This window comes from Calyptranema fuscum S582 (genome assembly GCF_055793305.1).
The window spans coordinates 169097-191903 of sequence record NZ_JBSLYH010000001.1; the positions used below are offsets into that span (position 1 = coordinate 169097).

At 49.6% G+C, this 22807-nt stretch carries 18 protein-coding genes; 9 read left to right on the forward strand and 9 right to left on the reverse strand.

The window, feature by feature from the left end; all coding sequences use genetic code 11:
* Positions 1 to 190: 190 nt before the first annotated feature.
* The 3 genes from ACR6Z4_RS00585 to ACR6Z4_RS00595 all read right to left on the reverse strand — a co-directional run bounded on the left by ACR6Z4_RS00585 (position 191) and on the right by ACR6Z4_RS00595 (position 1961).
* Entirely contained in the window at positions 191 to 844 is a 654-nt protein-coding gene (locus tag ACR6Z4_RS00585; RefSeq protein WP_479715261.1) for a hypothetical protein, read from the reverse strand.
* 18 nt (positions 845 to 862) lie between these two features.
* Positions 863 to 1003, reverse strand: a complete 141-nt coding sequence (locus tag ACR6Z4_RS00590) for a hypothetical protein (RefSeq protein WP_479715262.1) — start codon at positions 1001 to 1003, stop codon at positions 863 to 865.
* Between the two features lie 91 nt (positions 1004 to 1094).
* Complete coding sequence (locus ACR6Z4_RS00595) at positions 1095 to 1961, reverse strand: LysR family transcriptional regulator (protein WP_479715263.1); 867 nt, start codon at positions 1959 to 1961, stop codon at positions 1095 to 1097.
* Positions 1962 to 2118: 157 nt separating this feature from the next.
* On the opposite strand from ACR6Z4_RS00595, the gene ACR6Z4_RS00600 reads away from it, so the two are divergent.
* Both ACR6Z4_RS00600 and ACR6Z4_RS00605 read left to right on the forward strand, forming a co-directional pair.
* The gene (locus tag ACR6Z4_RS00600) at positions 2119 to 3237 is read left to right on the forward strand and encodes an aldo/keto reductase (protein ID WP_479715264.1); all 1119 of its coding nucleotides are present in this window, start codon (positions 2119 to 2121) and stop codon (positions 3235 to 3237) included.
* The gene (locus ACR6Z4_RS00605) at positions 3159 to 3395 is read left to right on the forward strand and encodes a VOC family protein (protein ID WP_479715437.1); all 237 of its coding nucleotides are present in this window, start codon (positions 3159 to 3161) and stop codon (positions 3393 to 3395) included. The genes ACR6Z4_RS00600 and ACR6Z4_RS00605 overlap by 79 nt, the downstream gene beginning before the upstream one ends.
* On the opposite strand, the gene blaOXA is transcribed toward ACR6Z4_RS00605, so the two are convergent.
* From blaOXA to ACR6Z4_RS00620, 3 genes are all read right to left on the reverse strand, one after another.
* Complete coding sequence (blaOXA, locus tag ACR6Z4_RS00610; RefSeq protein WP_479715265.1) at positions 3371 to 4258, reverse strand: class D beta-lactamase; 888 nt, start codon at positions 4256 to 4258, stop codon at positions 3371 to 3373. The two genes, ACR6Z4_RS00605 and blaOXA, sit on opposite strands and share 25 nt — an antisense overlap.
* Before the next feature lie 198 nt (positions 4259 to 4456).
* Positions 4457 to 4864 (reverse strand): DUF6463 family protein, encoded by a 408-nt coding sequence (locus ACR6Z4_RS00615; protein ID WP_479715266.1) that lies wholly within the window; start codon positions 4862 to 4864, stop codon positions 4457 to 4459.
* Positions 4865 to 5022: 158 nt separating this feature from the next.
* A complete protein-coding gene (locus ACR6Z4_RS00620; RefSeq protein WP_479715267.1) occupies positions 5023 to 5529 on the reverse strand; it encodes a DUF1772 domain-containing protein in 507 nt (168 codons plus the stop codon).
* A gap of 699 nt (positions 5530 to 6228) precedes the next feature.
* Between ACR6Z4_RS00620 and ACR6Z4_RS00625 the strand changes: the two genes are divergently transcribed.
* The 4 genes from ACR6Z4_RS00625 (at position 6229) to ACR6Z4_RS00640 (ending at position 10457) form a co-directional block, all read left to right on the forward strand.
* Entirely contained in the window at positions 6229 to 6633 is a 405-nt protein-coding gene (locus tag ACR6Z4_RS00625) for a GFA family protein (protein WP_479715268.1), read from the forward strand.
* 589 nt (positions 6634 to 7222) lie between these two features.
* Positions 7223 to 7417 carry a heavy-metal-associated domain-containing protein gene (locus tag ACR6Z4_RS00630; RefSeq protein WP_479715269.1) on the forward strand — a complete coding sequence of 65 codons (195 nt, stop codon included), beginning with the start codon at positions 7223 to 7225 and terminating at the stop codon, positions 7415 to 7417.
* 21 nt (positions 7418 to 7438) lie between these two features.
* A complete protein-coding gene (locus ACR6Z4_RS00635; protein WP_479715270.1) occupies positions 7439 to 9700 on the forward strand; it encodes a heavy metal translocating P-type ATPase in 2262 nt (753 codons plus the stop codon).
* A gap of 205 nt (positions 9701 to 9905) precedes the next feature.
* On the forward strand, positions 9906 to 10457 hold the full coding sequence (locus ACR6Z4_RS00640; protein WP_479715271.1) for a cupredoxin domain-containing protein: 552 nt from the start codon (positions 9906 to 9908) through the stop codon (positions 10455 to 10457).
* 134 nt (positions 10458 to 10591) lie between these two features.
* Here ACR6Z4_RS00640 and ACR6Z4_RS00645 read toward each other — a convergent pair whose 3' ends face one another.
* Positions 10592 to 10798 carry a hypothetical protein gene (locus ACR6Z4_RS00645; protein WP_479715272.1) on the reverse strand — a complete coding sequence of 69 codons (207 nt, stop codon included), beginning with the start codon at positions 10796 to 10798 and terminating at the stop codon, positions 10592 to 10594.
* A gap of 168 nt (positions 10799 to 10966) precedes the next feature.
* Here ACR6Z4_RS00645 and ACR6Z4_RS00650 point away from each other — a divergent pair, with 168 nt between their 5' ends.
* Complete coding sequence (locus ACR6Z4_RS00650) at positions 10967 to 14209, forward strand: tetratricopeptide repeat protein (protein WP_479715273.1); 3243 nt, start codon at positions 10967 to 10969, stop codon at positions 14207 to 14209.
* A 359-nt stretch (positions 14210 to 14568) separates the two neighbouring features.
* On the opposite strand, the gene ACR6Z4_RS00655 is transcribed toward ACR6Z4_RS00650, so the two are convergent.
* Positions 14569 to 14868: a hypothetical protein gene (locus ACR6Z4_RS00655; protein ID WP_479715274.1), complete on the reverse strand. Its 300-nt coding sequence runs from the start codon at positions 14866 to 14868 to the stop codon at positions 14569 to 14571.
* A 388-nt stretch (positions 14869 to 15256) separates the two neighbouring features.
* Here ACR6Z4_RS00655 and ACR6Z4_RS00660 point away from each other — a divergent pair, with 388 nt between their 5' ends.
* The gene (locus tag ACR6Z4_RS00660) at positions 15257 to 16144 is read left to right on the forward strand and encodes an NAD(P)-dependent oxidoreductase (protein WP_479715275.1); all 888 of its coding nucleotides are present in this window, start codon (positions 15257 to 15259) and stop codon (positions 16142 to 16144) included.
* Between the two features lie 103 nt (positions 16145 to 16247).
* Here the strand turns inward: ACR6Z4_RS00660 and ACR6Z4_RS00665 are convergent, their stop codons facing one another.
* Positions 16248 to 16799 carry a PAS domain-containing protein gene (locus tag ACR6Z4_RS00665; RefSeq protein ID WP_479715276.1) on the reverse strand — a complete coding sequence of 184 codons (552 nt, stop codon included), beginning with the start codon at positions 16797 to 16799 and terminating at the stop codon, positions 16248 to 16250.
* 419 nt (positions 16800 to 17218) lie between these two features.
* Here ACR6Z4_RS00665 and ACR6Z4_RS00670 point away from each other — a divergent pair, with 419 nt between their 5' ends.
* Entirely contained in the window at positions 17219 to 22543 is a 5325-nt protein-coding gene (locus ACR6Z4_RS00670) for a PAS domain S-box protein (protein ID WP_479715277.1), read from the forward strand.
* Positions 22544 to 22807: the final 264 nt, after the last annotated feature.

Consider the following 22807-nt stretch of genomic DNA (forward strand, 5'->3'; position numbering starts at 1 on the left):
TATATAAATACTTCGCTCAACGCTCGGAGCTTGCAGGCTGGGCGCAGTCGAAGCCCAGATCAAAGGGTAGATGTATTCCTAGAAATCTCCTAAGGATTGTGGATTCAATAAACCCGAAGATTTATTGTTGTCAGCGCGGCTCCGCCGCGCTGACAACAATAAATTTCCCAGTTTTAATTAATGTGTGATCCTAAGTCTGACGCAACTTGCTGGATCGGCGGATTAGATAAGCAGCAAGCAAAAAGAACGGTGCCCAACTAACCAGAAAAAGAAAAAACGCTGGCGAAAATGCACCGGGTTGGTTGCCCACGTAGGCACGGGTTGATAGATCGTCGCCATGGATGGCGATCGCGATCGCCGGTCCAAACCCTTGCAACGCACCCCACCAACTAAATGCTGCCAAGCCACTCATGCCAAAGCCATGTCGTGCCACCGCTGCCGCCCGATTCTGAGTTGCAGACGAGGGGGTTCGCGCAATGATGATCACAATCAGGATGAAAGTCCAGATCATCCACAGCGCACCCGTCCAGGGATTGAGGCGTAACGTGATGATGAGTGTGAGGACGAGTCCGGTGGCAACCAGTAGACCGGGCACCAATCTGTCAGCCGTCTCACCTGACGACCGCTGGAATACCCGAGGGGGCATGACCTCTCGCAGCAGGTAGAGAATGCACAACCCCACGAACAGGAAGCCCAGGCGTGCCGGATAGGTGCTGGGCATGGAGTAACCAGCGTATTTTGTATGGTTTTCGGTCACAAACCAGCCGAGTCGTACCACGTCGAGAACAATCCCGGTGAGTGCCACGATGACCATTGATCCCGCAAATCCGCGTCCAGAGCGCACATGGGATTTGCTGCCCCCTCAGGCTGTGATGGCGACAATCGCCATAAGTGGTGCGATCGCCCCTGCAATAATGTGGAGGAAAAGGATCGCCAGGAAGACGGTGTTTGCCAGAGCGCTTCCGTAGCTGACGGGCTTGTGAAGTAAGAATGTTGATTCCACGGCTTACTCCTAATGCAACTGCATACAGCTTACAAGGAAGGCATAACCGTGATGTGGAATTAGCGTGCGCACTGCTATAGATACATTACCGCTACAAGTACTTGAGAAATTCGTGTACTACGGGTGAAGACTCGTCTTGCCGCCATGCTAACGCCAGTTTCAACGTTGGAAATTCTCCGATAATGGGTCGATAAATGACTCCTGTTGCGTTCAAGTTTTGCATCTTAGAGAGCACAAAAGTAATGCCTGCACCAGCGGCGGCTAACCCCAGACGAGTTTGGGCAAGTTCAGCTTCCTGCACCACATTGGGGACAAACCCGGCTTGCTCACAACACTTGATGAAATTGGCGTAGAGGACAGGTGCCAGCGATCGCGGATAAAAAATCAGCGGTTCATTGGCTAGAGATGCCAGGGCAATTTGTTTCTGACGAGCCAGCCGATGGGATGCGGGTAATGCTACAACATACGCTTCTTCAAACAGTGGACGGAGGGCAAGAGACGGTTCGCGAATCGGCAAATAGACAAACCCGACATCAATTTGATGTGTGCGCAGTGCTTCCACATGCGCCTCTGTTCCACCACTGCTGACAATCAGTTCCACCTGTGGGTAGTGTTCTCGATAGGTTTTGATAATCTCTGGAGCAAGGCTAAACAAGGTCGCTTCAGTGAAGCCAATTTTGAGCCGCCCCATCTCTCCATCGGCAATTTGGCGTGTGACCTGAATGCCGTGTTCAACCTCCTGCAAAATTCGGTGCGCCGTTTCCAAAAACTTTTGTCCGGCGATCGTCAGCCTCACCCAATGTTTCGTCCGTTCAAACAGTTGCACTTCCAGGCTATCTTCTAAAGCTTGGATTTGTTTACTGAGGGCAGGTTGACTCAAATGCAATGTTTCCGCTGCTCGACCGAAGTGCAGTACTTCAGCCACGGCAATGAAGTATTTTAGCTGACGGAGTTCCATAACAAGACTGGTAATAACCTGTAGTTATCACACCATAGCTAATTGGAAATAGCAACTCTGGGTTTTGCTTTTAGGATGAATCTCAGTGGTTCCCAATACTTATCAAGTCGCAGCAACAAGAACAATTATCTGAATTTGATGCAGAGGAGATACTGTGATGAACGTTGAGCCATCTCGTCCAAATCCTGAGCGATCGCTTTCCCGTCGGACAACATTACGACTGATGGGATTGGGGGCTGCCAGTGCCGTGATTCCCGCCGTGGTGCATGGGTTTGGCACAAGAGCCGCCCAAGGACAGGCATCTGTGCCCGCGCAGAGTCAAACGTCAGACTTGCTGATGAAAGCTATCCCACGAACGAATGAGAGCGTGCCTGCCATTGGCATGGGGACGTTTCTCACGTTTGATGTATTAGAAAACCAGCCACGCGATACGATTCAACAGGTGATGAGTCGCTTTTGGCAGAGTGGTGGACGGATGATTGATGTTTCACCGCTCTATGGCAGGTCAGAAGTAAATGTGGGCGAGTTTGCTGAAGCCCTTGGCTTAACCAATGAATTATTTATTGCCAATAAAATCTGGGCGACGGGCGACTATTTGGGAGACAGAAGCCATGCCCAGCGACAGTTTGAGCAATCATTACAGCGACTATCGCGCGATCGCCTGGATTTATTGCAGGTGCATAGTTTAGTCAATGTAGAAATGATGGTGCCGTTGCTGAAGGAATGGAAGCAGGAAAACAAAATCCGCTACATCGGCGTGACTCATCATGACTTACCCCTCTATGCTGCACCAATAGAACGCTGGATTGAAAATGGGGATTTAGACGTTGTGCAAATCCACTATTCGATCTTTGAACGTAGTGTCGAAGACAGAATTCTGCCTGCGGCCGCAGAAAAAGGAGTTGCTGTTTTGGTGAATATGCCGTTTGAGAAAGCGCGGCTGTTTGAGGTAGTTCAGGGGCAACCGCTGCCTGAGTTTGCCAGAGACATTGGCTGTGAAAATTGGGCACAGTTTTTTCTCAAATATGTGATCTCCCATCCAGCCGTTACGGTTGCCATTCCTGCTACCACCAATCCCGATCACGTCGCTGAGAATCTGGGAGCCCTGAGAGGTCCACTGCCTGACAATCAGATGCGAACTCGCATGGTACAGCATATGCAAAGCCTGCCGGGGTTCGATCGCATTGCCCAAATGCCCTGGTATCCGGGAAAACAGTTTGCCGGACTGGTTCGCCTACCCGGCTTGGCAGCGACTCAAAATGCTGGGCTGAGTTAAGCACCTATCAACACTTGCGATCGCAGGGGGTTCAGTTTATGACAGAACCGTTCACCTATGATCCGCCTGGGTATCGAGTGGTGTTCTTTCGAGATCCTGAAGGCAATATTCTGGAACTCTATCAAGAGAATCTTTACGACAACAATCCCAATGCTTGAAAACTTCGACGAGTGATGTCTAACCGTTTGGCAGCATCTGGCGAATTATGGATCACTATGTTTGTGGCAAAGAAATAGACATTATTTTGCTGTTCCAGATACCCCACAATCCAGCCAACATTAGGATCAACACTGTTAATCCAACCTGTCTTGCCCCGCAAGGTATAGTCTGGTGTTTTCTCAATAATCATGATGTCTTTGACCAGATCGATTGTGCGTTGTGAAAAGGGTAAATCGTTTTGCTCCAGACGTTGCAAAAATTCAATCTCTTGCTTGGGTGTGATCTGCAATGGACCATCCAACCAGAAATGATCAATTCGGTCAGGGGTGCCAATTTGCTGATTGCCGTAGCCCACTTGCTCGACAAACTGTTGCATTTGTTCATGCCCATTTCTACGGGCAAGGACTTGATAAAACCAAACCGTAGAATCTTTGAAGGCTTGACGCAGGTTGGTATCCCGATTCCACGCCGGAATTTCGCGGGTAATGCCATCCCAGGTTAGCACTGAAACATCATCTCGAATCACTCCTGTTTCAAGGGAAATCAGCGCATTCAAGATTTTGAAGGTGGAAGCAGGAAAAAAGGCAGTTGTGTTGCGCGATGGATTGTGTTCGTAGAAGCGTTGATTATTTTTGTCGTAAATCATGATCGAACCATCGACTTCTAAGTCCTGAAAAATTTGTGCAAAGTCAGGAGTTTGCGCAATTTCAGCGACAGGAGCAATCTGGGTAGATGCAGTTTGCAAGCCTAAGGAATCGGATAGCGCCGAACGCGCTGAGTGATTAATCAGACTACAAATCAGCAGCAATGCGATCGCCACACGGATGAGTTGGAAGGGTCTGATGAACTTGGGTAGGTGCATTCTTCCCTCTCAATGACTGAACTTGCAGGACTACACGAATGTTGGGAGAGATTCCGGAAACTATTTTGCCCGTTGTAACGCTACAAGCATCAAGCATACGCGCCTAGTATACCAACTTGAAAGTTTTAGAGGGGGTTTGGAGGCGCAGCCCCCAAACCCCATGTTGCAAAATTTAGTGTTTGCAATACTAGAGCACGTCTATATCCCAATATCATCTGGTTGTTTTAGCGGGATACTACGTTGTGATACCACAATTGCATTCACCGCAACCAGGAGCACCAGCCAGAATCCGGTATCTACATCCAGCACGATGCAAACACCAGAAATGAGTAGAAGCCCCCACCCCAAAAATGCTGGTAAAGGTTGGCTCAAGTGGTATTCAATCCAGTAACACAGGAAACCCAAGAGAAGCAAGAAAAATCCCGGTATAAGAAACCAGTAGTAGCCCCAGATGCGAAGGGAGTCTGGCTTCACGGCATCAAGAATGCCAGCCTCAGCAATTTCTTGCCAGATGCCCCCAAAGCCGATCGCGTTGGGTATGACTAACGCGATGAGACTGTGCAGTAGCCCGAGCACAATCAGGGCAGGCCCGCTCATCTTTGTCATCTTGTTGCCTCCATACAATCATGGCTACCACGCTACTACAGTGCTTTTCAAGTGCTTAAAATCTGGTTGTTTTTGTGAGAGCTGTGCGCCGCGTGGCTCTCACAACACGCTTACAACAACACCTGTGCTGATTCAAGTGCAAAGTGCTGTAATTCACACTAATCCACCAAAAGGGCAATCATGATCGCAATTAAACTGACCAAAGCAAATCCTGCACGGATCACATGAGAATATTCCCAACGGTTGCGGAGGTCTGTCCAGTTAATTGCCCTTTTGTTTTGCTGCGTTTGATTGACCCCAACGGAGAAAAAGCCAGCACTAAAGTGACTCAAATTTTCACCTTCAAGCCAAAATTGATTGACCGGATGGGTTAAAAGCCAGTAAACAGCTTGCATTCCAACTAATCCCAGTAAGGCTACCAGGGTCAGCCAAAATTGTGTACTTTTCCAGGGGGTGAACACTAACAGGATAAGTGTCACAATGACCCCGCCAAACTCTCCAATTCCTCCTCCGATGGTAAATCCGGGATAGTAAATCGGTTGCATGGCAAAGTAGGTTTCTTTGGGGAGACGCATTTTTCCGGGCAACTCCAGGGCATGAGCCAGCGCCATTGCCATTGCTACCGCAATGAGAATTGCAGTCAAAATTTGTAGGACATAAAACATGAGTCATTCCTCCTTTCCTGCCACGCTTGGATGCGTGAGATTCCTTTTAGCGTCTGGTTAAGGATGTAATGTCAGGTGTGATGGTATTACAGTCCGTAGCAGAGTGCCATTTCCATGCTGAGTGCAGCCGGGATGAGAGTAATCAAGCACCGGGTTTTCAAAACCGTGAGGTATTCTGGCGACTGTTGTAAAACACTTATATGAGCAACTGAGGATACTGTTGGCGCAGTAAATGACACACTTTAGAATTACATACACTTTAAAGTTTTGCTAGAGTACCAATCACCCCTGTAAAGGCTGATATTATGAATGCGGCGATCGCCCGAATCTGGTTCTAAAACAGCCAGTTTGTCAGGGATTTGGCTTAGACTTCATACCTTTCGCATAGGTGAAATAGGCAATAGCTATCACAAAGATCTGTCTAAAGACAGAGAAATTTTGCATTCACCTGGTTGGGCGAGGTGACTAAAGAAGGCGATCGGTATGCTGTTAGATTCAATCAAAAATTTTGTCAGGGGGTGCAGGGGTAGAACTTCTATATAGAGGCACCGCCTCCACCCTCCACGCGACAAAATTTAGTATCTGTAACACCGGGAAGATCATCAAGAATGGGGGACAAGAGGATACTTTATCCGCACTGCATCAGCGATGAAGCATGCTCAGTCCAGGAAGCCAGTTGGGTGAACCAGGAGATAATTCATGAATAAGGCATATCAAGGAAGTTGCCATTGTGGAAAAGTTCGCTTTGAAGCAGATCTTGACCTCAGTGCCGGTACAGGTCGATGCAACTGTTCAATCTGTACTAAAAATAGATTATGGGTTACCGTCGTCAAACCCGATGCATTTCGCCAACTATCCGGTGACGCTGATCTGAGTGATTATCAATTTGGCTCTCAGAGCGTTCACCATCTGTTTTGCAAACATTGCGGTACAAGACCTTTTGGTCGTGGATATTTGGAAGAAATTGGTGGGGCATTTTATTCAGTCAATATCGCTTGTCTGGATAATGTGAGTGATGAAGACTTTGCCAAGATTCCTGTTCACTATAGTGATGGGCGGAACAATAATTGGAGATCAACTCCAGCGGAAACCAGGCACTTGTAAGAGAGGATACCTGGTTGCTGTATGGGCGATCGCTTTATCGCTTACGAAGATGGCTTGTTTGATGTCTCCTAGCAGTGCCCTTCTTTATAGATGTAGAGATACAGCCATTTTCAATTGCTTGAGCCACAGATTTTTTGAGGTGTGCAAGTTCGTTAATTACAGAAACGGTGTTGTAGGGCACTCCGCGCCCCACAACACCGTACTGAATCACCTATGCAGCGCCATTGTGGTTGTAGTTTTGGCGATCGCCCTGAAATAACCCAGTAGATCGAACTGCTGTTTGATATTTAGCATTTGCAAACAAATTAATAGATGAAATGTGGAGTGAGTGCCATGCAGAGCGTGGCACTCACTCCACAACTGTCATGTGTCCAGGGATGAAGCGTCGTAAACGCCAGTACGCTAACTTAAACCCTTTGGAAGGGGGGGCAGGGGTGAAACCTCGGCGTGGGGGCACCGCTCCCCCCTGATGACCCAATTGGATTGCGTAGAGCTATAAGTTTTGAAAAGTTTATCATTAGCCTCTTGACTCTCCAGTGAACTAGAGACCCCAAGATAGGGACAGTTACCCATTCAGAGGATTTAAATCATGACACTCGAACTGACTGTTCCAAATATGGCTTGCTCGGCTTGTGCAGATACGATCACCAAAGCCATCAAAGCGATCGACCCTGCGGCTACGGTTGAAGCAGACCCTAAAACCAAGCGGGTCAATGTCGATACTCAAGCCGCTGCCGCAGAGGTTCAGCAAGCGATTACGGAGGCGGGGTACACCGTCGCTTAGGGTTTACCCAGGAGTCAACCAATGGAAAATACAATGTTGAAGTTGCGAGGCATGAGTTGTGCCTCCTGCGCCAATAATATTGAAGCCGCCATCCGTTCTGTCCCCGGTGTTGAGGCGTGCAGTGTAAATTTTGGTGCAGAGCAAGCAACGGTTTCCTATGATGCCAGCCAAACCGATGTCACGGCTATTCAAAATGCTGTTGATGCTGCCGGGTATGCGGCACAGCCGATGCAAGATGATGTGCTGGCTCCAGAAGATGATGCCGAACGGCAAGAACGGCAAGCTGAAAACCGCAAACTAAGACACAAAGTCTGGTTGAGTGGTTCAATTAGCGCTCTGCTAGTGATTGGGTCTTTGCCTGCCATGACGGGCGTGTCAATTCCTTTTTTACCTATGTGGTTGCACAATCCCTGGTTGCAATTGGTGCTGACGGCTCCGGTGTTGATCTGGTCAGGGAGTGGATTTTTCATCAATGCCTGGAAAGCGTTGAAGCGTCATACTGCCACGATGGATACACTGGTTGCGGTGGGAACAGGAACTGCCTATGTCTATTCGTTGTTTCCGACCATCTTTCCCCAATGGTTTATCGCGCAGGGGTTGAAACCCGATGTTTATTTTGAAGCGGCATCGGTGATTATTGCTTTACTGTTGCTCGGCAGGCTACTGGAAAACCGGGCAAAAGGACAGACGTCAGACGCCATTCGCAAGCTAATGGGATTGCAAGCCAAAACTGCACGAGTGATTCGTGACAATCGAGAGGTTGATATTCCCATTGCTGAAGTCGGGGTGGGTGATGTGATTCTGGTTCGTCCGGGTGAAAAAATTCCGGTAGATGGCGAAATTGTCGAGGGTTCGTCCACGATTGATGAAGCCATGGTCACGGGTGAAAGTGTAGCCGTGAAAAAGCAACCTGGAGATGAAGTCATTGGGGCAACGTTGAACAAAACCGGAAGCTTTAAGTTTCGGGCAACCCGAGTGGGTAAAGATACTTTCCTGGCGCAAATCGTCAAGCTGGTACAACAAGCCCAAGGTTCAAAAGCCCCGATTCAACGCCTTGCAGACCAGGTAACGGGATGGTTTGTCCCGGTCGTGATTGCGATCGCCATTCTGACCTTCATCGTCTGGTTCAATCTCATGGGCAATGTCACGATGGCATTGATTAACACGGTGGGTGTTTTAATCATTGCTTGCCCGTGTGCCCTGGGGTTAGCAACGCCAACTTCAATCATGGTCGGAACTGGAAAAGGGGCTGAAAATGGCATCTTGATTAAAGGGGCAGATAGTCTGGAACTGGCACACAAATTGCAAACGATTGTGCTCGACAAAACGGGGACGATTACTCAGGGCAAACCAACCGTGACCGACTTTGTTACGGTTAAGGGAACGGCTAATGGTAATGAACTCAACCTGTTGCGGTTAGCAGCAGCGATCGAGCGCAATTCAGAACATCCCCTTGCCGAAGCGGTGGTGCAATATGCTCAGGTGCAAGGGGCTGAATTATCAAATTCACAAGGGTTTGAAGCGATCGCAGGGAGTGGGGTGCAAGGCTATGTTGCCAACCAATGGATCCAAATTGGTACCCATCGCTGGATGAATGAATTAGGGATGGATACCACTGCCCTCCAGCAGCACTGGGACACGCTAGAATCTCTGGGTAAAACGGTGGTCTGGCTGGCTGTAGATGGCACTATCGAAGCCATTATGGGCATTGCCGATGCGGTCAAGCCTTCGTCTGCTGCTACGATTCGCACCTTGCAAGCCATGGGCTTAGAAGTGGTGATGCTCACCGGAGACAATCAACGTACTGCCCATGTGATTGCTCGTGAAGTTGGGATTCAGCGGGTTTTAGCCGAAGTTCGACCGGATCAAAAAGCGGCTACGGTGGCAACGATTCAAATGGAAGGTAAAGTCGTTGCCATGGTAGGAGATGGCATTAATGATGCGCCTGCTCTGGCTCAAGCGGATGTCGGTATTGCTATTGGTACAGGTACAGATGTGGCGATCGCCGCCAGTGATATCACGTTAATTTCTGGTGATTTACAAGGGATTGTCACTGCCATTCAACTCAGCCGCGCTACTATTCGCAATATCCAACAAAACTTGTTTTTCGCCTTCATTTACAACGTGGCTGGCATCCCCATTGCTGCGGGTGTTCTTTACCCCATCTTTGGTTGGTTACTCAGCCCCATTATTGCCGGAGCGGCAATGGCATTTAGTTCCGTATCGGTTGTCACGAATGCACTCCGGCTGCGAAACTTTAAGCCAATGGCACATCGGGCATAAATGGCATGAAGTACAAGCTGTTGTGTGAGAGCCGTGCGGAGCAAATCTCTCACACAACACCCCTAATCTATCCAGGCGCAAAGCGCTGGTTATTCAAGTATGCTAAACCCCATCATATTTTTCAGTACGTTAGTCGGATTTGGATTTTTGCTCGGTGTGATTTCAGGAACAATTGTCGGGACGTTGATTTAGGAGAGGATGTCATATGATCAAGCAAGTAGCCATACTGAAACCATTAGTAACGATCGGATTATTATTGGGGCTGGCGTCTAATGGTGCGATCGCTCAGGAATCGCATGACGGAATGCAATCGTCTTCACCTGAGCATGAAGTAGAGTTTCAACGGATTGATCAACCCTTGTGGTTAAAAGGAATCTTAACAGTAGGAGGGGTAGGGTTAATTGGGTTAGAACTCTGGTGGTTTTTGTTTAGCACGTCTAAGGCACGTCAAGCGACGTCAAACGCTGGCATTCAAGAAGTAACGGTGATGGTAGATGGTGGCTATGAACCCAGCCAGATTGTGGTGCAAGCAGGACAACGGGTGCGCTTGAACTTCGATCGCAAAGACCCCAGTAGTTGCTTAGAAGAAGTCCGGTTTCCTGATTTTCGTATTGCCCGAAATTTGCCATTAAATCAAATTACGGCGATCGAATTTACACCCGATCAACCCGGTCGTTATGAGTTTACCTGCGGCATGAATATGTTTCGCGGTGTGGTAGAAGTACAGGCTGCAAAGCCACTTGTTCAGCAAGCATGAGTGTAGCGATCGTATGGATACGGGGTGCAGGGCTATAGCCCTGCACCCCATTTTGATGGAATAGGAGATTTTTAAGAGCTTCGCTCAGCCCACGAATGCCGAGCGTTGAGCGGAGTCGAAACGCGACAACAGCATTACTGTTTTTTGTTGCCGGTGGTGCGCTGGCTGGCTAATGTGCCAAATAGCCCCATGCTGCCAGCCGAGCAGATCTGGATGCTGGTATCAAGGACTCGCTGTTGGGCATCGGTCAACTGGGGTTGATTTGCCAGATGTAGTGCCGTTGCCCCAGAGGGAAGGATCAGGGCAAGCGAAATCAAGAAAGACAGGTTAGATTTAGACATAATTACTCCCGTGGGGTAATGAATGGGGAGCGTTCCAAACTGTGGTCGCAGTGGCTAGGAGCGGCTCCCCTGTGTATGTCTCGATTGCATCATGTGGATCAGAGATTGCCTAGATTGCCGATTTTCAATTGAAAATCAACCGTTCCCTATTCAACCGTTGAATTTGACATGGCGAATGCAGACAACTCTTACAAACCCATTGCCTCAAAACGGTTTGGATTGGCGCTAAAGCGGTTGCTAGAAGACAAACAACTGAGCCAGCGTCGGTTTGCAACGTTAGCTGATTTGACCCCTGACTATGTATCAAAGTTGGTCAATGGTGATATTAGCGAACCGCGAAAATCAACGGTTGAAAAGATTGCTCAGGGCTTGGGTATAACGGTTGCTGAACTCTGGCAGCAGGTTGATCACGCAGATCCGACGATCGCATCTGTTGCATCTGTTGCATCCTCAACCGTCATCCCCGATTTGCCTCAAACGGCGATCGCCGCAACGGTTGAAAACACGCTACCCACGCCCGTAGAACCTGCACCTGCTGTTGCCCACAAACCTGTGGTGGGGGTGGAGGCATTGCGATCGGTGCCGGTCTGGGTGGGGCGAGATGACGTGTTGCAGCAGTTGCAAACCGAATTTATCGGTACTGCCCAGGATGCGGCGTTGCCTCGTCCGGTGGTGTTGGCGCTAATTGGGCAGGGTGGCATTGGCAAAACCAGTTTGGCAGTGAAGTTACTAGAAGCGGCAGGGGTCGATTTACGCCGATCGCAGTTGGCAAGCCACAGTGTCTATGGGGCGGTGATTTGTTGGCGGGCAGAGGAGGGCAGCAGTTTTGATGAACTGGCGAGTTTTTTATTCGCTGCCTTGCAGATCGAGTCTGCCGAATTGTTGACGACTGCCGAGCAAAAACTTCAGGCTATCCTCAAAGGGTTGCAGCAGCAGCGCTATTTACTATTGCTCGATAACCTGGAGGTATTGTTGCACCCCGCCCACCAACCCACTGCCGGACGCACCCTGCAACCCGAGTTGGGGCAGTTGCTCAATGCCCTGGTCTATCGTCCGCATTCGTCGCAGCTGATCGTCACCAGTCGAGAGCTGCCCACCGACCTGGCAGACCCGCGTGACCCCCACGCCACCCCCGACCCGCTATTGGTGCGAGTGGAGCGCCTGGGCGGAGTTAGCACCGCTGCCGGAGCCGAGATCTTAAGCCAATATCAGGTGCAAGACTCGGAAGCCGATCGGCTCTGGGTGGCAAACCGGGTAGAGGGTCATGTGTTTGTCTTGACCCAACTGGCAGCCGTTGCCAGAGGCAAACCGGGCTACCTGCGGCAACACCCGCACCTGGTCAGCCAAAAAGCCGAACCAATTTTGCAGGCACAACTGGCACGCCACAGCGAACCTGCCAGAGAATTGCTGAAACGGATGTGTGTGCTGCGGGTGGGGATTGATATCCGAGGGCTAACCTTTTTGCGATTGTATCGAGAAGATGATGCCACGCAACGGTTTCGGCAAGCCGTGAGACGGCAAAAACCCGTTGAACTGACCGAAACAGAACTCCAAGACACCCAAACCCTGATCGATCGCCTGGTCGATAGTTGCCTGGTGCAGTGCCGCTATGACCTCCACAAACATGAAGATGTCTACGACCTGCATCGCCTGATTGTCGAATTTTTGCAGACTGCCTATCAGTCAGAATTGCCCGATCTGCTAAAGTGCGTCTATTCTTTCTATCGCACCAGAAAAACCCTGGATCAGCCCAAAACTCTGGACGATTTGCGCCCCGTTCTCGAAGCCCAACACTTTGCCTTTCAATTGGGCAACTACAGCGAAGCTGCCGATCTATTAACTGACACTTTATTTAATTACTTAAAACCCTGGGGCTATTGGAATTTGTTGAAAGATTTGTGCCAGCAAATTCTTCCTCATGTGCAAGGCATTACCTATCAGATTTGTCTGCAAATCTTGGGAATTATTTGTCGCGATACAGGAGCCTGGGATGAGGCAAAATGCTATTTTCAACAATCTTTACCTTCTGATGCTAAAGGATATCTAAGTAAAAATGTTCAAGCTGCTTCACTAGGACTTTTAGGCAACATCGAGAGCAAACAGGGCAACTGGGATGGGGCAGAACAGCTCTATCAACAATCGCTGCAACTGCGACAAGAACTGGGCGATCGCGCCGGTATGGCAGCTACTTGGGCAAGCTTAGGCTACATAGAATCTTGTCGTGGCAACTGGGATGAGGCAGAACGGCTCTATCAACAATCGCTGCAACTGCGGCAAGAATTGGGCGATCGCGCAGGCATGGCAGCTGTTTGGGGCGTCTTAGGCGACATCAAGCGCAATCAGGGCAACTGGGATGCAGCAGAACGGCTCTATCAGCAATCGCTGCAACTGCGGCAAGAACTGGGCGATCGCGCAGGCATAGCAACTACTTGGGGAAGCTTAGGCGAGATCGAGCGCAATCGGGGCAACTGGGATGCGGCAGAACGGCTTTATCGGAAAGCGCTTGAAGTTTGCGAAGAACTGGGCGATCGCGCGGGAATAGCCGCCGTTTGGGGTGTCTTAGGCGACATCGAGCGCAATCGGGGCAACTGGGATGGGGCAGAACGGCTCTATCAACAATCGTTGCAACTACGGCAAGAACTGGGCGATCGCGCAGGCATGGCATCCTCTTGGGGAAGCTTAGGCGACATCGAGCGCAATCGGGGCAACTGGGATGCGGCAGAACGGCTCTATCAACAATCGCTGCAACTGCGGCAAGAACTGGGCGATCGCACAGGCATGGCATCCTCTTGGGGATGTTTAGGCGACATTGAGCGCAACCGGGGCAACTGGGATGTGGCAGAACGGCTCTATCAAAAAAAGCTTGAAGTTTGCGAAGAACTAGGCAATCGTCTAGGCATGGCACAAGTGATTGGCACAATGGGCGACATTGAGCGCAACCGGGGCAACTGGGATGCGGCAGAACGGCTCTATCAACAATCGTTGCAACTGCGACAAGAACTGGGCGATCGCGCAGGCATGGCATCCTCTTGGGTTGTCTTGGGCGACATCGAGCGCAATCGGGGCAACTGGGATGCGGCAGAACGGCTCTATCAACAATCGTTGCAACTGCGGCAAGAACTGGGCGATCGCGCAGGCATAGCAATCTCAATTGGTTGTTTAGGAGAAACCGAACTAGGGCGCGGCAACCTAGACACGGCAGAATCGTTACTCAAAGATGCTCTGGAAAAAATGCAAGCGTTGGGAATGACCTGGCATATTGCTGAAACAAATTACGATCTTGCTCAACTCGAACGGCAACGGGGCAATGCTGACCTGGCGCAAACCTATTACACCACCGCTCACCAATTGTTTAGCCAACTGGGTGCCGCTAAAGACCTGGAGAAAATTGAGCGGGAATGGAATGAATAAGGTGCCCTTCGGAGTTTTGCCCCCCTAGCCCCCCAATTCTGGGCTACCGTGTACACACACCTCGAACGAGAAGCTACAATCCTGCTCGATCCCCCTAAATCCCCGCGCATTCGCGCCGCTGCGCTAGAAAAAAGGGGGACTTCCGGGCAATTCCCCCCTTTTTTAGGGGGGCGAGGGGGGATCAAATCCATTTCTCCGACAGGCTGCTAGGGGGGATCAAATCCATTTCTTCCTGAATCTCATTTAATCCACAATCCTTAGGAATAAGAATTAAATAACTCCGGTGATGTGTCGTACGGGCGAACGGCCGTTCGCCCCTTCAAACGATTCAATATTCGATCTTATTTAATCCACGATCCTTAGCGGATTTCGGTTTCTGATCCGGCTCGACTTTTGCGTTTGGGAATCAGCGATCGACTTCTCGATCCCTCAGATCGAGAGCCACCCTGCCCATCTGGGGAGGTCAGCGAATCGATTTTTTCGGCTTCGGTCGCAATCAACATAAACACACGGCGTCCATTAACCGCGTTATACAAGTTTTTCAGCACACAAACCAACCCCTGCGACTGGAGTTCTTCGGCTCGGCTATCTCGCGCTTGACGGGCAGCATCCGCATCTTCCCAGTCCAGCTCTAAAAACGTTTCTTCAATGGGTTTCATCAGACTCTATCTCTCAGAGAACACAGCATACGCTCAAATGGGTGAGGTTCTAGATGTGTAGTTCATTGTGTGGGAAGGCGCACGGAGCGCGCCTTCCCACACAATGGACAATACATTTGAAACACTATTCTCAACTGCAACGTTGGTGGCGCAGGTGTCACCCGCGCCACAAAAAATCATCATCTACATACCACTACCTACGATCTTAAGGTGCCGCGATCGCTTTTTGGGCAAGAGCGTTTATCATGACCCTGATTCTCGCCGAATGGCATGGCTGACTGGCGGGATGAATTTAACAGGGGAACCTGTGGGTTTGCGGTCAAATTCATCTCCAAAATCAGCAACACTCCTAACGGTTGAGTCGGCTACATCAACACAGGACTACCATATGCGTGAAACAATTGGGTTCATCGGACTGGGGAACATGGGCTTACCGATCGCCATGAATGTGCTGGCAGCAGGGTATCCATTAACCGTTTATAATCGTACCGTAGAAAAAGCCCAGCCGTTGGTACAACAAGGGGCACGGCTGGTCGATCAGCCTGCTGCCGTTATCGAACCCGGTGGCATCGTCATTACCATGCTATCAAACGATGCTGCCCTAGAAGCGGTGGTGCTTGGTGAAAACGGCATTCTTGCAGGCTTAGGGCACGATGGTATTCATCTGTCGATGAGTACCGTATCTCCGGCGACGGCTCGTAAACTAGCGGCACTGCACGACCACCAGGGCGCACATTATGTCGCATCACCTGTGTTCGGTCGCCCGGATGCAGCGGTGGCTCGTAAGCTATGGATTGCTCTGTCGGGACATAGCGCTGCCAAAACCCGAGTCAAACCCATCCTGGAACAGTTGAGCCAGGGACAGTTTGACTTTGGCGACGAGGCAGGAGCCGCCAATGTGGTGAAGCTGGCGGGCAATTTTTTGATTGTTTCAGCGATCGAAGCCATGGCAGAAGCCTTTACCCTGGCAGAAAAGAATGGGATCGATCGCCTTGCGGTTGCCAACTTCGTCAGCCAAACCTTATTTGCCTGCCCTATTTATCAAACCTATGGCCGACTGATTGCGGAGCAGCAGTATGAACCCGCAGGCTTTAAGCTATCGCTGGGTTTAAAAGATGTAACGCTGGCATTACAAACCGCTGACGAGAGCCAGATGCCGATGCCATTAGCCAGCCTATTGCGCGATCGCTTATCGGCTCTTGTTGCAGAGGGTAACAGTGATCTCGATTGGACAGGGTTAGCCCTGAAAATATCGCAAGAAGCAGGCTTGCAATAGCATTAAGCATGACTTAATCCAGTTATGAAATTTGGTGTGGGTGCCGCGCGAAGTGCGGCACCCACATCAAATTTCATCACGCAAATCAATACGCCAACCAGACTTAAGCAAATAGATTCGATCGATAGGTATGAAACACATCTTCAAGCTTGAGTTGCTCAAAATGATAGACAGATTCACCCAATACCGTCGATTCATTTACCCGAGCAAACCCGCGTTGATTGACCACTTGAAGCCTGCCAATTACCTGCAACGGAAACCCATCAGTGGCTGTGACTAACGGGGTTTCTTGCGATCGCAGTAAACACCATGTGCCATCTGCCCGTTTCATGCGGTAGTCGATCGCAATTACATCGTCGGCATGTAAAGTCGTGAACCGTTGATAATGCTCGGAAACCCGGTTTAAGTCATGCGGATGAATCAACAGTGCTAACCCCGTCGCCCCCATGTCATGAATGGCGTCGGCTGTGTAACCGAGCATTGCAGCAATCGAACAACTCGCATAAATCGTACATTGATCAACCAGGTCGTAGATATAAATGCTCCCTGAAATAGATCGGGTTGCCTGGGCTTGAAGCCGCCCTAAAGCTTCGACCACACGCTGAGAAAATCCGTCAAAATTATTGTTTGAACGAGGCGTATCATCGGTATTCACGTTTGAACTCCTTCACTATTTCCATGCGATCCACGAAGCGGGTAGACCCAAGTAAACGATTTGCCTGAGTAGCTGGCACTACTTGAATTCCTTCTAACCAGTTTCACGATCAGTTGTAAAGAAACTGTGAAGAATTACAGATTGATAACATCCCCTTTCTATAAAAAGAGTTACACCCAGCCCAACAAGCGATAAGTTCGATGACTTAATTCAACTAAATTTTCAAGAAATGTTTTAATAAAGGTCTATTTATTCAGGATCACAAACAAATGAACCTGTGAATCTTTGTAAAAGCGGGGCAGCGGAGCCACCCCTCTCTCAAAGGTTCGATTCTATTGTATCTACGATCCTGAGTGAGTAATCATTCGTTCAATTCGCTATAGGTTCAAACATAACAACAGTCTCATTCGTTGCCTGCTATGAAGATTTTAGTTGTAGAAGACGATCGCATGTTGGCGCAGACCTTAGAATTCCTGCTTTCTAGCTACAACTACGCTGTCGATATTGCAGCCGATGGCGAAGCAGGGTTGCAGATGGCAGAAGTCTTTGACTACGACTTGATTTTGCTCGATGTGGGGTTGCCCAAATTAGATGGGATCAGCCTGTGTCAACAGCTTCGCGACCAGGGATTGCAAATGCCTATTTTGTTATTGACCGGACAAGGCGGCGGGCAGCAAAAGGCGATCGCACTGAATGCGGGAGCCGATGATTATGTCGTCAAACCGTTTGATTCGGAAGAATTGATTGCGCGGGTACAGGCATTGATGCGTCGTGGTAATTTGGCGAACCCGGCGATCTTAAGCTGGGGAAATTTATCGATTGATCCCAGTAGCCGCAAAGTCACTTATGGTACCTATCTCCTGTCTGTTACGCCTAAAGAATATGCCATTTTAGAGCTATTTCTGCGACATCCCGAAAAAACACTGAGTGCGACAGCCATTTTAGACCATGCCTGGTGTTCTACCGAATACCCCGGAGAAGAAGCGGTTCGCGTTCATATTAAAGAGTTACGACACAAATTAACGGCTGTGGGTGCGGCAAAAGATTGGATTAAAACAGTTTATCGGGTGGGCTATCAGTTAAACCCGCTATACGCCTCTTCTCTGCCAAGTCAGACGAAACAATCCCCGACGCCACCTGATGATGGTGCTGATCTGCAATCGGTAAATCAGGAACTTCAGACTGCACGCGAGCAACTGCGATCGCTTCAGGCAGACTTGCGCCAGACGCATCAGGAACTCATGCTTGCCCAGCAGACGATTGAGCAGCAGAACCAGCAGTTGCAAGTATTGCGTCATGACCTGGAATGGCGGGTGCTGGAGCGTACTCGCGAATTGATGACGATCAATCAATCGTTACAGGAGATCAATCAATCGTTACACCATCAACAGCATCAGTGGCAAGCCCTATTTGATCAAGCTCTGGATGCGATCGCCATTGCTGATGACAATGGCTGTTATGTAGATGCCAACCCCGCTGCTTGCACCTTATTTGGGCTGTCTAAAGCAGCGTTGTTGCAGTCTAACATTGCCGATTTTGCCGATCCAACAATAGAGATGGCAGAGGTTTGGCAGCAGTTTCTTGATGTCGGGCAAATGTCGGGTGAATTTCGTCTGCATTGTCCTGATGGCACCATTCGAGATACTGAATTTGCCGCGATCGCCAACTTTGTCCCCGGTCGCCATCTGTCGATTTTGCGAGATATTACCGATCGCAAACAAACAGAACTGGCATTACAGCAAAGTGAAGCAAAGTTTCGCCATTTTGCCGAAAATAGCCATGCGGTAGTTTGGCTTGCCGATCTCGTGTCGCTGGATAACCAATATGTCAGCCCTGTTTATGAACAGATTTGGGGACGGTCTCGCCAAAGTCTGATCGACCAACCCAACTCTTGGTTAGAGGCAATTTACCCAGACGATCGCGATCGCGTCCAGCGCAAACTAGAACAGCAACGTCAGGGGGCACCCAGTGATGTCGAATACCGCATCATCCGCCCTGATGGCTCGATCCGCTGGATCTGGGATTGGGGGTTTGCCATTCGTAATGAAGCCGGACAGGTGTATAGCTATGGCGGCATTGCTGAAGATATCACCGATCGCAAGCAAGCCGAAGCCGAACTGCGGCAACGCGAAGAATTTCTCAGCAGTATTTACGATGGTGCTGCCCAGGGAATCTTTGTCCTAGATGTGACTGAAACCAACGACTTTCGATATGCTGGCTTCAACAGTACGGCTGAACAATTAGCCGGTAGGGCGGCTCAATACCTGCAAGGTAAAACGCCAGAAGAAGCATTTGGAGATGCCATTGGAACCAGATTTCGCCGCAACTATGAACGGTGTTTGCAAGCTGGCACCAACATTTCCTATGAAGAACATGTGGTGTTTCAGGATCACACCATCTGGACGTTAACCACGCTGTCTCCGTTGCGCAATCAACAGGGTCGGATTTATCGCCTGGTGGGTACAGCCATCGATATTAACGATCGCAAACAACTGGAACTGTCGCTGCAAACCTCTGAAGCTAAACTCAGCCGCATTCTTGATAGTGCGATCGCCGCGATCGCCAGTTTTCGTCTCTCGGACACCCAAGAGTGGCAATATGACTACTTTTCCAATGGCTGTGAAACCTTGTTTGGTTACACCGTTGAAGAATTGATGGCAGATCAAACCCTGTGGTGGTCAAGAGTTGTTGCAGAGGATCAGGAAACAGTCTTGATGCCCTTATTTGATCGATTTTTTGCTGAGTGCGATGTCACTGCCGAATTTCGGTTTCTTCATAAAGACGGTTCCATCCGTTGGATTTCTAGCGCTCATGCCTCTCAACGGATCGATGAAACGTGCTGGCTGATAACGGTTGTCAGTCACGATATTACGGAGCGCAAACGCTTAGAAGTGGGGCAGAAGCAGGCAGAAGCCACTCTGCAAAAAAGTGAAGAACAATTGCGCTTAGCCCTCGATCTCACCTATACCGGCAGTTGGGATTGGCATATCTCGACGGCAACATTGACCTGGAATGCCAATCACTATCGCCTATTTGGCTATCAGCCGGGTGAAGTGGAACCCACCTATCAATTGTGGCTTGGGCACCTTCACCCGGACGATCGAGAGACTGTTGAACACACCCTTTTCCAGGCACTCAAACACCAAACCGATCTAGAAATCGAATATCGTCTGGTTCTGCGAGACGGCAGCATTCGCTGGGTGCTGGGCAAAGGGCGAGGGCTATATGACGAGTCGGGGCAACCGCTAAGAATGGTGGGGGTGATTTTTGATATCACAGATCGAAAACAAGCTGAATTCACACTTCAGCAGCAAATTCGTCAAGAATACTTGCTTGCCGATATCGCTCAAGATATCCGTCAATCTCTCGATCTAAATGAAGTCTTATCCCAAACGGTCAAGCGGGTCAGACAGGTGCTGGTCACAGATCGAGTCATCATCTTTCGGTTTCGCCCCGATTGGCAGGGCGAGGTGATTATGGAATCGGTCGGGGCAGAGTGGACGTCGATGCTGCATACTATCATTTCCGATGATTGCTTTAGCGATCGCTATATTGAACCCTATCTCCAGGGTCGAATTGCCGCTATCTCCGATGTCGAGCAAGATGACCTGGCACCCTGCCATATGGCGTTACTCAAATCATTTCAGGTCAAAGCCAATCTGGTCGTCCCCATTTTGCAAGGAGAGATGCTCTGGGGCTTACTGATCGTCCATCAATGCTCGGCTCCCCGACACTGGCACCCTGCCGAAATTGCGCTGTTGCAACGACTGGCAACTCAGGTAAGCATCGCCATTCTACAATCTGAACTGTACGAGAAAATGCGGCATGAGCTATTAGAACGGCAACGGATGCAGGCTGTGCTGGAGGAAAGCGAAGAACGATTTCGTTCGCTGAGTGCGGCTGCGCCGATTGGTATTTGCCAAACCAATGCCGATGGCATTTGCCTGTATACCAACAATCGCTGGCAAGAAATGTCGGGACTCAGTGCAGAAAATTCGCTGGGAGATGGTTGGTTGCAGGCTATTCACCCAGACGATCGAGAGATGCTGTTTAGCGCCTGGGATACCTATTTATATGACGACAGCCAGAACTTGCCCGAATTTCGCCTGTTGACCCCCGATGGTGAGATTCGCTGGGTGGCAGCGCGTGTCGCTACCATGAAATCCGCAAGAGGTGACATCATCGGCTATGTCAGCGTTGATGAAGATATTACGGAGCGCAAACAGGCAGAACGAAAAATTCGGGAACAAGCAGCCTTATTAGATATTGCCTCAGATGCAATTTTTGTGCGTGACTTAAACCACCACATTCTCTATTGGAACCAGGGTGCTGAGCGGTTGTATGGCTGGCAAGCTGCCGAAACAATCGGTCAAACCGTGCATGATTTGTTGCACGAAGAAGAAGCGAATATCGTCAGCATTATGCACCTTTTGCTAGCCGAAGGAGAGTGGCGCGGTGAGATCGGTAAGGTAACAAAAACGGGTAGAAATGTCACCGTTGAATCCCGCTGGACGCTGGTGCGAGATGAAGCAGAGCAACCTAAGTTTATTTTGTCCGTTGATACAGATATCACTGAGAAAAAACAGTTGGAAGACCAGTTTTATCGTGCTCAACGGTTAGAAAGCCTGGGCACTCTTGCCAGTGGCATTGCCCATGACCTCAACAATGTGTTGACGCCAATTTTGACGATTTCCCAACTATTGCGCTTAACCCGTCATAATCTCGATGCGCGATCGCTAGAAATGTTGCAGGTTTTGGAAGAGAGTGCCCGACGGGGTGCAAATATGGTGAAACAAATTTTGGCATGTGTGCGTGGCACAGAAGGCGATCGGATTAATGTGCAAGTAGATCTATTGCTTAAAGAAGTGATTGCCGTGGTTCAGCAAACGTTTCCCAAAACAATCAGAATTCGACAGCAGATCCCCGATCAGGCTCTCTGGTTGGTTTCGGCTGATCCGACCCATCTGCATCAGGTATTTTTGAATCTGTGTGTCAATGCTCGGGATGCCATGCCCGATGGTGGCGTTCTAACCCTCTCGGCTGAAAATTGCTTTGTCGATAAAAGCCTTGCCCATAAAAATCTGGATGCCCAGGTGGGTAACTATTTGTTAGTCACGATTACAGATACGGGCACCGGCATCCCTCTAGAAATTCGCGATCGCATTTTTGATCCTTTCTTTACCACCAAGCAACCTGGTCAGGGAACAGGGTTGGGGCTTTCCACGGTTCTCGGAATTGTCAAAAGCCATGGGGGCTTTTTGCAAGTTTCCAGTGAGATGGGGCAAGGGAGTCAGTTTAAGGTGTACTTACCTATGATTGAAGGTACACCAAACCAGACGGGACAGGAGGCACAACCGCTGCACGGGGCGGGTGAACTCGTGTTAATTGTTGATGATGATCCGATTGTGCAACAAACGAATCGATCGTTACTCGAAAGTCATTGTTACAAAACCCTGGTTGCCAATGATGGTGCAGAGGCGATCGCCACGTATGCCAAGCACAAAGCTGATATCGCCATCGTTTTGATGGATATGATGATGCCCAATATGGATGGTATTACTGCTGTTCGCACCCTTAAAAAGATGAATCCAGCCGTAAATATCATCGCCATCAGCGGCTTATCGTCTTTTAAAGACCCTGTTCTTGCCGCAGGAGCCAATGCATTTTTAGCAAAGCCCTATCCCCTGGAAGACCTCCTGCGGACTCTCTATGATTTGATTCACAACAACCGTAATTCTGGGTAGTGTTGCGAAGCCGTTGTTATAGCCTGACGTCATCAGGTCACGATAGGGGATGTTAGGGCTGCGCCCCCAGCCAGAGGTTCCACCCCTGCATCCCGTCCTGACTCAAACGCGTACGCCTATAGTGGTTTGGAAAGGCACGCACCTTTCCAAACCAGGAACAACGGCTCCGGGCATCACCCAATCTTGCTGATTAAAGACCTGTATTAATTGTGACGTTTGTTAAGGGTTTATACTTTATTAACTATATAACGATTGACGAAAATA

What these genes read in the sequence shown, in the direction of transcription:
- ACR6Z4_RS00660 (WP_479715275.1), top strand. Translation starts at nt 15,257, where the DNA reads ATGCGTGAAACAATTGGGTTCATCGGACTGGGGAACATGGGCTTACCG.
- ACR6Z4_RS00600 (WP_479715264.1), top strand. Translation starts at nt 2,119, where the DNA reads ATGAACGTTGAGCCATCTCGTCCAAATCCTGAGCGATCGCTTTCCCGT.
- ACR6Z4_RS00650 (WP_479715273.1), top strand. Translation starts at nt 10,967, where the DNA reads ATGGCGAATGCAGACAACTCTTACAAACCCATTGCCTCAAAACGGTTT.
- ACR6Z4_RS00595 (WP_479715263.1), bottom strand. Translation starts at nt 1,961, where the DNA reads ATGGAACTCCGTCAGCTAAAATACTTCATTGCCGTGGCTGAAGTACTG.
- ACR6Z4_RS00670 (WP_479715277.1), top strand. Translation starts at nt 17,219, where the DNA reads ATGAAGATTTTAGTTGTAGAAGACGATCGCATGTTGGCGCAGACCTTA.
- blaOXA (WP_479715265.1), bottom strand. Translation starts at nt 4,258, where the DNA reads ATGCACCTACCCAAGTTCATCAGACCCTTCCAACTCATCCGTGTGGCG.
- ACR6Z4_RS00645 (WP_479715272.1), bottom strand. Translation starts at nt 10,798, where the DNA reads ATGTCTAAATCTAACCTGTCTTTCTTGATTTCGCTTGCCCTGATCCTT.
- ACR6Z4_RS00625 (WP_479715268.1), top strand. Translation starts at nt 6,229, where the DNA reads ATGAATAAGGCATATCAAGGAAGTTGCCATTGTGGAAAAGTTCGCTTT.
- ACR6Z4_RS00620 (WP_479715267.1), bottom strand. Translation starts at nt 5,529, where the DNA reads ATGTTTTATGTCCTACAAATTTTGACTGCAATTCTCATTGCGGTAGCA.
- ACR6Z4_RS00635 (WP_479715270.1), top strand. Translation starts at nt 7,439, where the DNA reads ATGGAAAATACAATGTTGAAGTTGCGAGGCATGAGTTGTGCCTCCTGC.
- ACR6Z4_RS00615 (WP_479715266.1), bottom strand. Translation starts at nt 4,864, where the DNA reads ATGACAAAGATGAGCGGGCCTGCCCTGATTGTGCTCGGGCTACTGCAC.
- ACR6Z4_RS00655 (WP_479715274.1), bottom strand. Translation starts at nt 14,868, where the DNA reads ATGAAACCCATTGAAGAAACGTTTTTAGAGCTGGACTGGGAAGATGCG.
- ACR6Z4_RS00630 (WP_479715269.1), top strand. Translation starts at nt 7,223, where the DNA reads ATGACACTCGAACTGACTGTTCCAAATATGGCTTGCTCGGCTTGTGCA.
- ACR6Z4_RS00640 (WP_479715271.1), top strand. Translation starts at nt 9,906, where the DNA reads ATGATCAAGCAAGTAGCCATACTGAAACCATTAGTAACGATCGGATTA.